Source organism: Bacillus cereus group sp. MYBK5-2, assembly GCF_051915685.1.
In the GTDB taxonomy this organism is placed as follows: Bacteria; Bacillota; Bacilli; order Bacillales; family Bacillaceae_G; genus Bacillus_A; species Bacillus_A cereus.
Window position 1 is genome coordinate 594,963 of sequence record NZ_JBQAFE010000003.1, and the last position, 14,477, is coordinate 609,439.

A 14,477-nucleotide genomic window follows, 5' to 3' on the forward strand; every position below is an offset into this window, starting at 1 on the left:
GTAGATGGGGAAAATTCGCAAACTCGATGACCAACTCTCTAACTTAATTGCGGCAGGGGAAGTAGTAGAGCGCCCTGCTTCAGTCGTAAAAGAACTTGTGGAAAATTCTATCGATGCGAATAGTACATCTATTGAAATCCACTTAGAAGAAGCTGGGTTATCGAAAATTCGTATCATTGATAACGGTGATGGTATTGCAGAAGAAGACTGTATCGTCGCTTTTGAACGCCATGCGACGAGTAAAATTAAAGATGAAAACGATCTGTTTCGCATAAGAACACTCGGTTTCCGCGGTGAGGCATTACCGAGTATTGCCTCTGTTAGTGAATTAGAATTAATTACTAGCACAGGTGATGCGCCTGGTACACACCTCATAATTAAAGGTGGAGACATTATCAAGCAAGAGAAGACTGCGAGCCGAAAAGGAACAGATATTACAGTACAAAACTTATTCTTTAATACACCAGCGCGTCTTAAATATATGAAAACCATTCATACGGAGCTCGGGAATATTACAGATATCGTGTATCGTATTGCAATGTCACATCCAGAAGTATCGTTAAAACTGTTTCATAATGAAAAGAAATTGCTTCATACATCAGGTAACGGTGATGTAAGACAAGTACTTGCATCGATTTACAGTATTCAAGTTGCGAAGAAGCTTGTTCCAATTGAAGCTGAATCTTTAGACTTTACAATTAAAGGCTATGTAACATTACCAGAAGTAACGAGAGCATCTCGTAATTATATGTCAACGATCGTAAATGGTCGTTACGTTCGAAACTTTGTACTAATGAAAGCAATTCAGCAAGGATACCATACATTACTGCCAGTCGGCCGGTATCCAATTGGCTTCTTATCGATTGAAATGGATCCAATGTTAGTTGACGTTAACGTACATCCAGCGAAGTTAGAGGTTCGTTTTAGTAAAGAACAAGAATTGCTAAAGCTGATCGAAGAAACATTGCAAGCTGCATTTAAAAAAATACAGCTCATTCCAGATGCAGGCGTAACAACGAAGAAAAAAGAAAAAGACGAAAGTGTGCAAGAACAGTTCCAGTTTGAGCATGCGAAGCCGAAAGAACCATCTATGCCGGACATTGTTTTACCAACTGGCATGGATGCAAAACAAGAAGAACCGCAGGCTGTGAAACAGCCACCACAACTGTGGCAACCGCCGAAACAAGAATGGCAACCACCACAGTCGCTCATAAGAGAAGAACAAAGTTGGCAACCATCCACTAAACCGATAATCGAAGAACCAATTCAAGAAGAGAAATCGTGGGACAGTAATGAAGAGGATTTTGAACTAGAGGAATTAGAAGAAGAAGTTCGGGAAATAAAAGAGATTGAAATGAACGGGAATGACTTACCACCACTTTATCCAATTGGACAAATGCATGGAACATATATTTTCGCTCAAAATGATAAAGGCTTATATATGATTGACCAGCATGCCGCGCAGGAACGTATTAATTATGAATACTTCCGTGATAAAGTAGGAAGGGTAGCGCAAGAAGTACAAGAGTTACTTGTACCGTACCGTATTGATCTATCTCTTACTGAATTTTTACGTGTCGAAGAACAGTTAGAAGAACTAAAAAAAGTTGGGCTATTTTTAGAACAATTCGGCCATCAATCCTTTATCGTCCGCTCGCATCCAACATGGTTCCCGAAAGGACAAGAAACAGAAATTATCGATGAAATGATGGAGCAAGTTGTTAAACTAAAAAAAGTGGATATTAAAAAGTTACGTGAAGAAGCAGCCATCATGATGAGCTGTAAAGCATCCATTAAAGCGAATCAATATTTAACGAACGATCAAATATTTGCCTTACTGGAAGAATTACGTACAACAACAAACCCATACACATGCCCACACGGAAGACCGATTCTTGTGCATCATTCTACTTATGAGTTGGAGAAGATGTTTAAGAGGGTTATGTAGAGTGAATAAATTATATTTCAAAAGGGAGCAACATTTACTGTTGCTCCCTTTTCATATGTAGATTTAATAGTTAAACGAGAATATGGTGGAGTAATTTTACAGTTTATTTCTTGGTTGTGTTAGCTTAAATTTATCTATGTATAAAAAAGCGCTGTATACAGCACTTTTTAAAATGTGCATGAATTGTATCATTACTAACTAAATAACTATGCATGGTTGAATGTTGCTTCTTATTTGGCTAATTGTTATAAAGGTCTATACAATTATTTATTTTTATTATTATTAATTTTTTCAGTGTATAGAACTTGCTCTTTATAGTGCTTCTTAATTGGGAAGTTATGTGTACCTGTGCCGTTCTTGAATTTTTTATCAATGGGGTTCTTTAGAGGAACTGTTGTAGTTTCAGTAAATTCATATGGGTAATTTATTTTAGATTTATCTTCAAACATGAAAATGCCTCCTTTTAGGATCTCCTAAATTCTTTACTATAACATGATATGCATATAGATATTTTTTGGACTAGTTATTTATATAGGTTAATGGAATTTAATTACATAACTACTGAAACATTTTAAAGGAAAACAATTTGAGAAAGAAATGGTATGAATAGCTGTTGGCTCCTATTGTTGTTTTTTTGTTTGACAGCACAGTGAATTGTGTATATAAATTCAATATAGATTGTTTTTATAATATGGTTTATATGGGATTTTCTTGATAATATAATGTGGAATATTATAGTGTTATTAGGTTATTAGGAACATTTAATGCTGTTTCATAACTGAAAGGGAATTGAAAAAAAACTGAAACTTTTCTCATAAAAATTCAATCTAACTTGAAAAATGAAAGGAAAATGAAATTTTCCAAAAGATATTCTTTGTTAAGATAAAAAGCATACATACAAAAAGTATTGACATATCTTAAAAATGTATTTTCAAGATATAGTGGGGGAAAAGATGAGATTAGAAAAACAATTAATAAAAAAGATGTATTATGAAACATTCCTAATGGAGAATGAAACAAAACCAACTCTTGACGTACTTGGACAAGCTTATGTAAACGAAGAAAAAAATGAGATTTCTGATGGGTCTTATATTCGTTTTGCACAAGGTGAATTTTATTATCGTCATCAAGATTTTGAAGCAGCTATTTTTAAATGGGAGAAGGTTAGTAATGAATTAGCACCATGGGCACAAAAAAATATTGCGGATGCTTATTTCGAACTGAATCAGTTATCATTTGCTGAAAATATTTATACTTCTATTACTACTGATAATAAAATATTGATGACCGAAATTAGACTACAATTACTTTCTCTTTACATTGAGCAAAATAATTTTGACTCAGCTTTCGGTGTTATTAAAGAAGCAGTTTCTTTAAATCCTGATTATCCGAATGTCACAAAAATTGCCCGTTCCTTTTATGAGGAACAGCAAGATTTTGATAGTGCAGTAGAGCTTGCTGTGAATGAGTTAATTCGCATAGAATCGTATCCTTGGTTTGAGGTGTTAAAAGGATATATCGATAAAGGGTTTACTAAACATATTTCACCAGACTATTTTTATGATGCATTAGCTACATTAAATAATGTAGATCAAGTACAATTTACGCAAATGGTTTCATCACTCTGGAACAGTTATAAAAATGAAAAAAATTACTTATTGTGGCTTAACACAATAAATGAATTTTTCTTACATATTGAAATACATTCGTCCGATATATGGAACAAAGTTTCTGCTCTTTACGAAGAAACGTACTTTGCATTAATTCAAGGTCAATATACGCTTAGACAATTAAACGATATCATACCAAATCTGTTAGCAAATTGGTTAAAGGTAGTCAATCCATCTTATGCTGTATTTCCATCTGCAGCTGTATTGGCATGGGATGAGATTTTCCCTTCCAAAATAGATTCAGCAAATATAGAACATGCGGAAAACTTACTGTCACATTCTATTAATCATGTAAATGGCTTAGAGTACAGCTTACACCTTTTTGAATCTATTACACAGTGGGCACAAAAGCAGAATATAGAAATAGGTCACCGATTTAAATGGTTAGTTGACGAGCTCGCAGATTTAAGAACAAATCGTATTTTAGTAACGGGAACTTCAGGGAACGGAAAAACTACATTTATTAACTCTATATTAGGAGAAAATATATTAGAAAAATCAATTTCAAATGTAGTAGTTTTAAAAAATGATGCTCATATAGAAATAAACGCTATAACAGACTCAGCAATTACAACAACGGAAGATGTCTCTGATTACCATAATATGATGTCTCAGCACCATCAAAGATATAGAGATAGAGCGTGTGTTGAATTTAAATTACCATGCAGATTTTTAAATGAAAATAAACTTACATTTGTAGTGACACCTGGCTTTAATAGGAATAACGACACTAGAGATGAGATATTCGAATATTTAAATTCTGCAGACGAATTACTGTTCGTATTGAATGCGGATTCACCTTTTACTGATAAAGAACGTGACATTCTATTAAGTATTCAAGAGCATACGCCAAATTTACAAATTCATTTCTTATTAAATAAAATCGATAACATTTACAGTGAAGCAGAAGTGAAAAGGGTATTACATGATACGGCAACGAGAATAAACACATATTTCCCGTATGCGAGAATTTTCCCTTATTCCTCGTTATATACAAGTAGTCAACAATTAAATGATTTAACTGAGTTTATTCATTTTAACTTTAATCATAAAAATATCGATGCAGAACGTACTGAAAAGTTATTATTTTTCATTCGAAAAACAATTACATATCTTTTGGATAAACGTGTTGAGAAAGAAAATAATCTGGTGGATGCTATTAATTGGAATGAAGATATGCTAGTGAAACTAAACGGTAGCATTAATAACCTTACTACATTTGAGAGGGAAAAAATTCATTTCATTACACAATCATATCGTTCAATGAAGACTGAAATTACAAATGATCTTACTGAAAATATTCCGAAGATATTAAAGAGCTGTTCTAATTTAATTAGTGAAGAAAGTGATTTCGGGCACATGGATACGGAACTAAATAAAGCAATGAATGAAAGAGTGCATAAATATTTAGAACAAACTGTGTTACCTAATCTGGCTCTTTCTATGCAAAATTGGATTGCAACTTCTAATAATGAGCTTCTTCAAAGTCAAACGTATTTAGAAGAACTTAGTGAAGGGCTTAATTCACTATTTGGAGAAAATAGAATACAGTTAGAATGTGACTTTAAAGTACTTGATGACTGGCGCAGAGATACTGACAGGATGACGACTAGAATACAAATGGATGAAGTAAATATTTTACGTCGATTTACGCCAGCACAATTTTTACTGAAAAGTGCCGGTAAATTATTTGGAGTTCTTCCTAAAAATAAATCTATGCTATATAACAAATACAAACAGTATGTAGAAAATGAAGATTATACTGAAGTAACGGCTTCTATTATGAAGAAATTTTTCTTGCAATTTGAGCTGTTTGAAAACACACAAGAGCGAGATATTAATATATTCTTTAGAAATCCATTTAACTCCTTAAAGCAAGCTGTAGAAAACACGCATTTAGAAATACAAGAAAAACAAGAGATATTACATAAGATGAAATCAAATCCTGAAATCTATCACGATTCTATCATGCTCTTTGAATTGAGATTGCGTCAATGTGAAGTGATTTTAAATATAGATGATAATAATACTTTTGCGGATGTAGTTTTAGAAACAAGCGTAGAATAAAAAATCTGATGTGTTATAAGAAAGTAAAAAGGAGCAACTTATTACAGTTGCTCCTTTTTCATATAGATTATTTTTCTGTTTCTTTAATTTTAGTTTGTACTTCGCCAGTTTTAATTTTATTACTTTCTGAGAAACGTAATAAATCGCCTTCAATAATTTTGTCAGACATTCGTAATTCATTTTGTGCACGTTTAATGAGGGCTTGAGCTTCTTTTTTTGGTAAATCTACAATTTCACCTGTTATACGGTCGTAGAAAGTGTTGTTTTTGTATGCATACTTATCTGTAACGAAGCTACCATCACGTAAAACAACAAAGCCAGTATATTCATCTGAAAACATATCATGGCCAAAACGGATATCATTCGTAGAATCAACACCTAATAAATTTAGAATAGTAGGCTTCATATCGATTTGTCCCGTAGGCTTTGAAATAGTTTGACCTTCTGTTTGTCCAGGAATATGAATATATAAAGGTGTACGTTGTAAATTTAAAGTATCAAATTCTGTTATTTGATCTTTTTCTAAAAACTGTGCCATTGCACGATTATGTTTTTCGGAAATGCCATAATGATCACCGTATAACACAATAATAGAATTATCGTAAAGCCCCTCGGCCTTTAGACGTTCAATAAATTTTTTAATGGATTCGTCTAAGTAACGTGCTGTTACGATGTAACGATCAAATACGCCATTACCAGAGTTGTATGGTTCAATGAATTTTGTATCTTCATCATACGTAAATGGATAATGGTTTGTTAAAGTAAGGAAACGAGCATAGAATGGTTGATTAACAGTTTTTAATATATCTACTGATTGATCAAAGTATTCGATATCTTTTAATCCCCAATTTAAATTTGTTTCTGGCGTGATTTTGTAATCAAGTTCATTATAGTAACGGTCATAACCAAGAGCGGAGTACATAATATTACGATTCCAAAATGTTGCGTTATTCGCATGAAATACAGAAGTGAAATAACCTTGCTGACGTAAAATTTCTGGAGTTGCAGTATAATCATTGTTACCGTGTGTAAAGAATACAGCTCCTCGATTTAATGGATACAACGACGTATCGATTAGAAATTCAGAATCAGATGTTTTCCCTTGACCAGTTTGATGGAAAAAGTTATCAAAGTAATAACTTTCATTTATGAATTCATTTAGGAATGGTGTAACTTCTTGCCCGTTCACTGATGCGCCTATTAAGAAGGTCTGCAAGGATTCAAGAGTGACGACAATTACATTTTTTCCTTTCGCTGCACCAAACATATTAGGGTTTGGCTCGCTTTGATTTGCTTTTACGTAGTTTTCAGTTTCTTGTAATTTACTACTATCAGCAAGTGCTTTTTGTGACCCAGCTTTTACTTGCAGTGTTAAGTCATATACTTGGTGAGTATATAAGCCTAAATTTTTGACAAGCATGACTCGGTCGAATGATCTTGTTAATAATTCAGGGCGCTCTTTTTCTGCAAGATGTAGATTCGCAAAGAATACACCAATCGTTAAAAGAAAGTATAACAAGCGCGTAGAATGAGTTACACGTTCTGTTTTAAAGACCAATGATTTCTTTTTTAATAAAATAAAGAAGAAAACAATGTCTACGAATGCGAGTATAATTTTGTAGTTTAATATTTCTATAATACTGCCGCCTAATTGGCCAAAGTTTGAGGTTTGTCCAAGTACTGGTAATGTAACGAAATCATTATAAAAATCATAGAACATTACATTTCCAACAAGCACGATTGTTAATAAGAAATTAATACAGAGCGCTATATAATTTCGCTTTTCACCAGTTGCAAATAATGCTAATCCAACAAATGCTAATGATGCGGCTAGAGGGCTAATAAACAAAATGAGCTCTTGCATCGAAGACTCGATTTTTAAATCAAAACTGAATCGCGTAATAAGATATGTTTTTAACCATACTGCTAAACCCATTATTATAACAAAACTTATATTTTGTATTTGTAAATTTATTTTGTTCTTCATTTTTACACCTTCTTTATATAATTTATTTAACTAAAGTTATATATTATGTTTTTATAACTATTAGAGTGTAATGAACCATTTAGACTTTGTTTTCTAAAGGGAATAATTTGAAGTATTCATATATATAATGGGGTTTTTTAAAGCGTAGTAGCATAAATATAACTCTTTTTGAGAAACGGGCAGAACAAGTCATAGTTGTAGTGAAATTGACTTATAGACATCCTACCATATTAAACACTATGATGATGTTACAAAATATCGAACAAATAAAAGTGAAAATGGATAGAGACTTTTAAAACGGTTGACATTCAATTTATTAGAATTGAATGTCAATCGTTTTAAATATACAGTTATATTACATATGTATTTTGTAAAATCAAGATTTTTTGTCTGTTAATCATTAGCCGTGAAGGGTAGGGGACTTATTAATATACTTTTACTATATAAGTAAAGTGTTTTGAAATTGAAAATATTTGATTGACATCTTAATGATAAAAATTAAATGTCAGATAAGTACTTTCCAACATACAGGCCACTTGCAGCTGCTTGAGATAATGAATGCGTAACGCCTGAACAATCTCCAATTAAAAATAGCCCATGTACACTAGTTTCAAAATGATTATTAATTTTTATCGTAGGAGCATAGAACTTTCCATCAATTCCATATAGTAAAGTATGTTGATCGATAGGCTCTTGTATAAATTGTTCTAAACGTAATAAAAATTCTTTTAGCCCTTCAATATATAATTGAGGAATTTCTTGATTCAAATCTCCATAATCTCCCTGTAGTGTAGGTTGTATACGATTATGTTCCATGCTGTTTTCCACCGTAGGTTGTTTCTTTAGTAAGTCCTCTAAGCGCTGTATAACAATCCGATCTCGTCCTTGGTTAATGCCTTGAATAATTGAACTTGCGTATACATTTGCTTCTTTGAGAGTTGGAAAATAGCGAGGAATAAATAAAGTGAAATTTAAGTTAGAAGTGCCAGTTCCTTGCTCTCGAAAATTTTGACCGTCAGGCATAACTAAACCTTCTTCGTACTTTCGAATGATGCGTCCTTTTGGATTCATACAGTAAGTAGTTGCTATGAAATGCTCACCTTGATAAGAAAGTTTTGTTTCAAAAGTATCTTTTAATATAGAGCGTAATTGATGTTCTTTCATTTCTACTCTAATTCCTAAATCTACACGTGTTTGCTCCTGAGAAATATTTAGGGAACTGCACATTTCTTTTAACCAATCGGCTCCAGAGCGCCCAGTTGCTAATACTAGTTGCTTAGTTTGAACTGTTCCTTGATTTGTCTCTATTGTAAAATGATCTTCCTGTTTCAGAATATGTTGTACATCTATATGAAATTGGATCTTTATTTTCGTCAGTAAAAATTCATAGAGCTGCTGAAAAATGTTACTGGAAAGTGTAGTACCAAGATGTCTTACTTCTGTTGTTAGCATTTGTAAACCACACGCTTCAGCTCTCTTAGTGAGACTTGAATTTTCAGTAGAATATTTTGAAACTGAACTTCCACCAAACTGACATAGAATTTCATCTACTTCAGCCATGAGTTGTATAAAACCCTCTTTACCGACTTTTTTCTCAAGTTCTCCGCCAAATCCGTTTGTATAATTAAATTTCCCTTCAGATTTGCCTAAACCACCAAACCCGAAATATTTATCACATGTAGTACAATTAAACACTTTTCCTTCGTCTAAAGGACAATGGCGATCTTCTAGCGCTTTACCTTTATCAAGAATTAAAACTTTTTTGTTACTTTTAGCTAGTGAATAAGCCATAAAAATGCTACTTACTCCAGCGCCGATAATCGTAACATCATACATATTCTTCCACCTGCTAACGAATAGTTTGTTTTTTATTTTTCTAGTGTATAACAATTTTATGAAGTTAAGAAATAGCTTTTATTAATAAAGTGGGAGTTTTTGAACTTGATGCTTTATTAATTTCTACGAGTGGTGGAGTAAATACAAAAATTTTTATTTGAAAGAAAAAATAGTTTGAAAAATAACTATGTCATATGATTAATAACATCTTACATAGAAAAAAACAGACCTTTTAAGTGAAGAGGTCTGTTAATGATTTTAAATCTTATTTAGCAAACACATGGTTACCAATTACTGCTACTGTTTGACGTGTCGTAATCCACTTGTCTGTTGATGTTTTTGGATTGTAGAAATAAAGCCAGTCAGAATGTACTCCATTTGTGGAGATAGCCTCTTCTACAGCCATTTTTGCTTCTGCGCTTGCAGGCTGATTAATTCTTCCATCTGTAACAGGAGTAAATGCATATCCGTATTTAATAGGTTCATAAATAACGCCTGTTATTGTATTTGGAAAACCTTTTGCATTTACACGATTTAGTATAACTTTCGCTACTGCTACTTTTCCTTTATACGATTCGCCACCTGCTTCAGCAGTAACTAAGCGTGCCATTAAGTCTTTTTCTTTTTGTGAAATGCTTGAGTTGATTTTTAAATGTTGTCCTGTATAAAGCTTGTTTCCGACTGTATTGTTTATTTGTTTTATAGATTGGACAGTAACATTGTAACGCCTTGCTATCGTTTCTAATGAATCTCCCGGTTGTACTTGATAAATAATTTGTCCAGAAATGTTCGCTGGCTTGGCGTTTTGAGGAACAGTGATTTCATTTGATTTCACGGACCCTGGAATATGTAACTGTTCGCCAATAAAGGTTTGATCGTTTCCTTTATTATTAGCCTGTTTAATGGATTGTATTGAAACTCCGTATTGTTTACTAATGCCCCAAAGTGTATCGTTCTTTTTTACTGTATGAATGGTAGAAGCTTCAGCTGTGCTTTGACTACATACGAATGTAATTGCAGCTGCAGATAAAGGGATTATATGTTTTAGTTTTAGTAATTTCATTGTAAATCCTCCTAAGAAAAAATTAAGGTGAAACTATTAAGTAATGTAGTTTGGAATGTATATATGCGTAATATATTAATGTAAGTATATTAGCATATATAAAATAAATAATCACTATAAGTTTCATATTCGTGTAGTGTAGAGTCCGAATATGAAATATTGCATATGAAAATACATTGAAGTTCATATTTCTGATTACTATAATCTATTTAGTAGAAAGGGAATACGTTATAGAAATAAAATCATTATAGATTAATATAATAATTAATTATTAATAGGAGGATTAATGGAATGAAAATATTTCAAAAAATGTGTGCGTCAACTGTAATGATTACAGCACTTTTAGGAACAGGAGGTACTATCAATAGTGTACATGCTGATTCTATAGAACAGCAGATTAAATCAGGGATAGAACAAGAAACAGATAAGCAAATCATTGTAAAATTTAAAGCGGATTTGGATTTGCCATATGAAGATGGTATTGAAAAACAAATACAATCTCAAACGAATGATAAAGTAATAAAAGATCTTTTGACAGAATATCCAGATGTAACATTTACTCGTTTATTCACATCTGTAAGCCCGGAACAAATACAAAACCTTGAAGTGAAAGCACCTAATCATGTATCTACAAGTTTATTAAACTACTATATTCTTCAAAATCAAAATAGTGGGTATGAAGAAGAAATAGTAGATAAGTTAAAGGCATCTTCTTTAATAGAAGATGCATATATGAAGAGAAAAGAGAAAATAATGCCACCTGAAGTGCAATCATCAAGTGTAGCTCTTAATCCTAGTAACAATCCTAGATTTAAAAAGCAAGGTTATCTTGAAGCGGCCCCATACGGTATTAATGCGCCTTTCGCCTGGGAAATTCAAGGCGGTAATGGAAATGGTATCACTTTTGTTGATATGGAATACGGATGGCTATTAAATCATGAGGATTTATTACATCAAAATATTGAATTAATGTCTGGAAGAAATATAGATCAGCATGTCGGTCATGGGACGTCTGTACTAGGAATTGTATCCTCTGAGGACAATGAAGTCGGGAATATTGGGATTGCGCCAAAAGCGAAAGCAAAGGTTATCTCTCAAATAAGAGATAACGGACAGTATAATACGGCTGATGCAATATTAAGCGCTGTAAATCAGTTAGAAGCTGGGGATGTTTTATTGTTAGAGGCGCAAGCATCTTTCGATGGATATGGTGATAAATATTTACCTGTTGAAGTACAACCAGATATCTTTGATGCAATTCGTGCTGGTACAGATAAAGGGATTGTAATTATAGAGGCTGGAGCAAATGGGTGGAATGATTTAGACCAGTTCAAAGATAGAAAAGGTAAGCAAGTCTTAAATCGTAATAGTAAAGATTTTAAAGATTCGGGTGCAATTATGGTAGGCGCTGGCTCTTCATCTTTCCCTCATGAACGTATGTGGTTTTCGAATTATGGAAGCCGTATTGATGTGTACGGATGGGGAGAAAATGTAGATACAACTACAGCTGAACAAAGTAGAAGTGCTGTAAATCTTTATACTTCAAGCTTTAGCGGAACATCTAGTGCTTCGCCAATTATTGCTGGGGCAGCGACTTTAGTACAAAGCATTGCTAAAGAACATTTAGGACAACCATATAGACCTAGTGAACTAAGAGCAATATTAAGCAACCAGAGCACAGGAACAAAATCTAAAGATCCATATGCAGATAAAATTGGTGTTTTACCAGATTTGAAGTCTATACTAGTAAACTTAGGCTATGAACAAAGAAAACCAAACGGTGGGAATGAATTACAAGTAACAGAAAATGAACCAAATAATGATCCTAGACAGGCAAATAAAGTTAACTTTCATACACCGGTGAAAGGAACGCTACATAATAGTGATAGAGTAGATGTATTTACTTTCCAAATTGACTCGCCGGAAAATATTAATATTTCTCTACTAAATGAACAAAATATCGGAATGACATGGGTACTTCATCATGAATCAGATTTAAATAACTATGTAGCATATGGTGAAAATGAAGGCAATGTAGTTAAAGGAACTTATAATGCAAAGCCAGGTAAATATTATTTATACGTCTATAAATATGAGAATAAAGATGGTTCATACGTATTGAACATAAAATAAGTAAAAGGAACTTCAGATGAAGTTCCTTTAAATTTTTCTAATTTAGTATATGTGAATGATTTTTTAACTTTACTTCTATGCAATATTTCATATTGATGAAATGTTATTTATTTTTTCTGAACTAGCTTATATTATATTCAATAAGTTTGATATAAAAACAGAAAAAGAGAGGGATAATAATGAGCAATAAGAAGTTAATTTTGAAATTATTCATATGTAGTACAATATTTATCACATTTGTATTTGCTTTACATGATAAGCAAGTAGTTGCAGCTAGCTCTGTTAATGAGCTTGAAAATTGGTCGAAATGGATGCAACCTATACCTGATAATATCCCGTTAGCACGAATTTCAATTCCAGGAACACACGATAGTGGGACGTTCAAGTTGCAAAATCCGATTAAGCAAGTATGGGGAATGACGCAAGAATATGATTTTCGCTATCAAATGGACCATGGAGCTCGCATTTTTGATATAAGAGGACGTTTAACAGATGATAATACGATAGTTCTTCATCATGGGCCATTATATCTTTATGTAACACTGCATGAATTCATAAACGAAGCGAAACAATTTTTAAGAGATAATCCGAGTGAAACGATTATTATGTCTTTAAAAAAAGAGTATGAGGATATGAAAGGGGCAGAAGATTCATTTAGTAGTACGTTTGAAAAAAATTATTTTGTTGATCCTATCTTTTTAAAAACAGAAGGAAATATAAAACTTGGAGATGCTCGTGGGAAAATTGTACTACTAAAAAGATATAGTGGTAGTAATGAATCTGGAGGATATAATAATTTTTATTGGCCAGATAATGAGACGTTTACCACAACTGTAAATCAAAATGTAAATGTAACAGTACAAGATAAATATAAAGTGAGTTATGATGAGAAAGTAAAATCTATTAAAGATACAATGAATGAAACGATGAACAATGGTGAGGATTTAAATCATCTATATATAAATTTTACAAGCTTGTCTTCTGGTGGTACAGCATGGAATAGTCCATATTACTATGCCTCTTATATAAATCCTGAAATTGCAAACCATATAAAACAAAAGAATCCTGCGAGAGTAGGCTGGGTAATTCAAGACTACATAAATGAAAAGTGGTCACCATTATTGTATCAAGAAGTTATAAGAGCGAATAAGTCATTAATAAAAGAATAAAGATGATGAGAGTGAGAAGCGATAAAATATATCGCTTCTTTTTATTTTCCAATAACCAACATTAGAGATACAGTGTATCTTGTAAATGGAACAATTTTCGAGTTATCTCAGTTGATGTTTCATTATGAAAAGACTAAACTTTTAAATTGAATTAATTTTAAATGAAAAATTATCGTGTGAAAAAAGCAACTGGTCCTAAGTGATCAGTTGCTTTTTATTTTTAAAGTGGATGAGTAAAAAAACACGAAAGTGGTTGGTCCGCTTTTTACAAACATCTATTATGATAAGAGAAGAAAGGTAGTATGTTATCAACGTTTTAAAGAGGAAGGTTTTTATGTAAGTTCTTTAATTAAAATAGATGGGTCTTAGAGAGGTGAAAAGACAATGAGTTTTGCAATTTCACTAGTCGTTATTATTGTAATTGTATCGCTATTTGGGACTGTACTAGTTGCAAGAAACGTGGAGGAGAATTACGGAAAGTCTACAAAGAGAAATGTGAAAAACTTATCAACTATTTATATTATCCTTCTTTTCGTACTACTTGTTGGAGTAACGTGGTATGCAGTAGTGATTTAATAGTTTTTAAAGAAAAAGGTTAATATTG

The 14,477-nt window shown here is 32.5% G+C and carries 9 protein-coding genes and 1 pseudogene; 6 read left to right on the forward strand and 4 right to left on the reverse strand.

From position 1 onward, the window contains the following. The first annotated feature begins 4 nt into the window (after positions 1-4). Entirely contained in the window at positions 5-1,948 is a 1,944-nt protein-coding gene (gene mutL / locus ACTFP3_RS15425; protein ID WP_000516465.1) for a DNA mismatch repair endonuclease MutL, read from the forward strand. A 263-nt stretch (positions 1,949-2,211) separates the two neighbouring features. On the opposite strand, the gene ACTFP3_RS15430 is transcribed toward mutL, so the two are convergent. Next, on the reverse strand, positions 2,212-2,397 hold the full coding sequence (locus ACTFP3_RS15430) for a hypothetical protein (protein WP_000461138.1): 186 nt from the start codon (positions 2,395-2,397) through the stop codon (positions 2,212-2,214). A 504-nt stretch (positions 2,398-2,901) separates the two neighbouring features. Here ACTFP3_RS15430 and ACTFP3_RS15435 point away from each other — a divergent pair. Then, positions 2,902-5,685, forward strand: coding sequence for a dynamin family protein (locus tag ACTFP3_RS15435; RefSeq protein WP_440010778.1), 2,784 nt, complete (start codon positions 2,902-2,904; stop codon positions 5,683-5,685). A 67-nt stretch (positions 5,686-5,752) separates the two neighbouring features. Here the strand turns inward: ACTFP3_RS15435 and ACTFP3_RS15440 are convergent, their stop codons facing one another. The 3 genes from ACTFP3_RS15440 to ACTFP3_RS15450 all read right to left on the reverse strand — a co-directional run bounded on the left by ACTFP3_RS15440 (position 5,753) and on the right by ACTFP3_RS15450 (position 10,571). Next, complete coding sequence (locus ACTFP3_RS15440; RefSeq protein WP_440010780.1) at positions 5,753-7,672, reverse strand: LTA synthase family protein; 1,920 nt, start codon at positions 7,670-7,672, stop codon at positions 5,753-5,755. Positions 7,673-8,170: 498 nt separating this feature from the next. Then, complete coding sequence (locus ACTFP3_RS15445) at positions 8,171-9,508, reverse strand: NAD(P)/FAD-dependent oxidoreductase (protein WP_440010781.1); 1,338 nt, start codon at positions 9,506-9,508, stop codon at positions 8,171-8,173. A gap of 265 nt (positions 9,509-9,773) precedes the next feature. Next, positions 9,774-10,571, reverse strand: a complete 798-nt coding sequence (locus tag ACTFP3_RS15450; RefSeq protein ID WP_000771174.1) for a cell wall hydrolase — start codon at positions 10,569-10,571, stop codon at positions 9,774-9,776. A 291-nt stretch (positions 10,572-10,862) separates the two neighbouring features. Here ACTFP3_RS15450 and ACTFP3_RS15455 point away from each other — a divergent pair, with 291 nt between their 5' ends. The 4 genes and pseudogenes from ACTFP3_RS15455 to ACTFP3_RS15470 all read left to right on the forward strand — a co-directional run bounded on the left by ACTFP3_RS15455 (position 10,863) and on the right by ACTFP3_RS15470 (position 14,449). Then, on the forward strand, positions 10,863-12,704 hold the full coding sequence (locus ACTFP3_RS15455) for a S8 family peptidase (RefSeq protein ID WP_440010783.1): 1,842 nt from the start codon (positions 10,863-10,865) through the stop codon (positions 12,702-12,704). A gap of 179 nt (positions 12,705-12,883) precedes the next feature. Next, positions 12,884-13,873 (forward strand): phosphatidylinositol diacylglycerol-lyase, encoded by a 990-nt coding sequence (plcA, locus tag ACTFP3_RS15460; protein ID WP_000066287.1) that lies wholly within the window; start codon positions 12,884-12,886, stop codon positions 13,871-13,873. A 60-nt stretch (positions 13,874-13,933) separates the two neighbouring features. Then, a pseudogene (locus ACTFP3_RS15465) lies at positions 13,934-14,023 on the forward strand (GntR family transcriptional regulator); the annotation flags it as partial. A gap of 234 nt (positions 14,024-14,257) precedes the next feature. After that, on the forward strand, positions 14,258-14,449 hold the full coding sequence (locus ACTFP3_RS15470) for a hypothetical protein (protein WP_000006467.1): 192 nt from the start codon (positions 14,258-14,260) through the stop codon (positions 14,447-14,449). Positions 14,450-14,477: the final 28 nt, after the last annotated feature.

Bases quoted from the DNA above. Each gene is read 5' to 3' on its own strand.
- mutL (WP_000516465.1), top strand. From the start codon at position 5: ATGGGGAAAATTCGCAAACTCGATGACCAACTCTCTAACTTAATTGCG.
- ACTFP3_RS15430 (WP_000461138.1), bottom strand. From the start codon at position 2,397: ATGTTTGAAGATAAATCTAAAATAAATTACCCATATGAATTTACTGAA.
- ACTFP3_RS15435 (WP_440010778.1), top strand. From the start codon at position 2,902: ATGAGATTAGAAAAACAATTAATAAAAAAGATGTATTATGAAACATTC.
- ACTFP3_RS15440 (WP_440010780.1), bottom strand. From the start codon at position 7,672: ATGAAGAACAAAATAAATTTACAAATACAAAATATAAGTTTTGTTATA.
- ACTFP3_RS15445 (WP_440010781.1), bottom strand. From the start codon at position 9,508: ATGTATGATGTTACGATTATCGGCGCTGGAGTAAGTAGCATTTTTATG.
- ACTFP3_RS15450 (WP_000771174.1), bottom strand. From the start codon at position 10,571: ATGAAATTACTAAAACTAAAACATATAATCCCTTTATCTGCAGCTGCA.
- ACTFP3_RS15455 (WP_440010783.1), top strand. From the start codon at position 10,863: ATGAAAATATTTCAAAAAATGTGTGCGTCAACTGTAATGATTACAGCA.
- plcA (WP_000066287.1), top strand. From the start codon at position 12,884: ATGAGCAATAAGAAGTTAATTTTGAAATTATTCATATGTAGTACAATA.
- ACTFP3_RS15470 (WP_000006467.1), top strand. From the start codon at position 14,258: ATGAGTTTTGCAATTTCACTAGTCGTTATTATTGTAATTGTATCGCTA.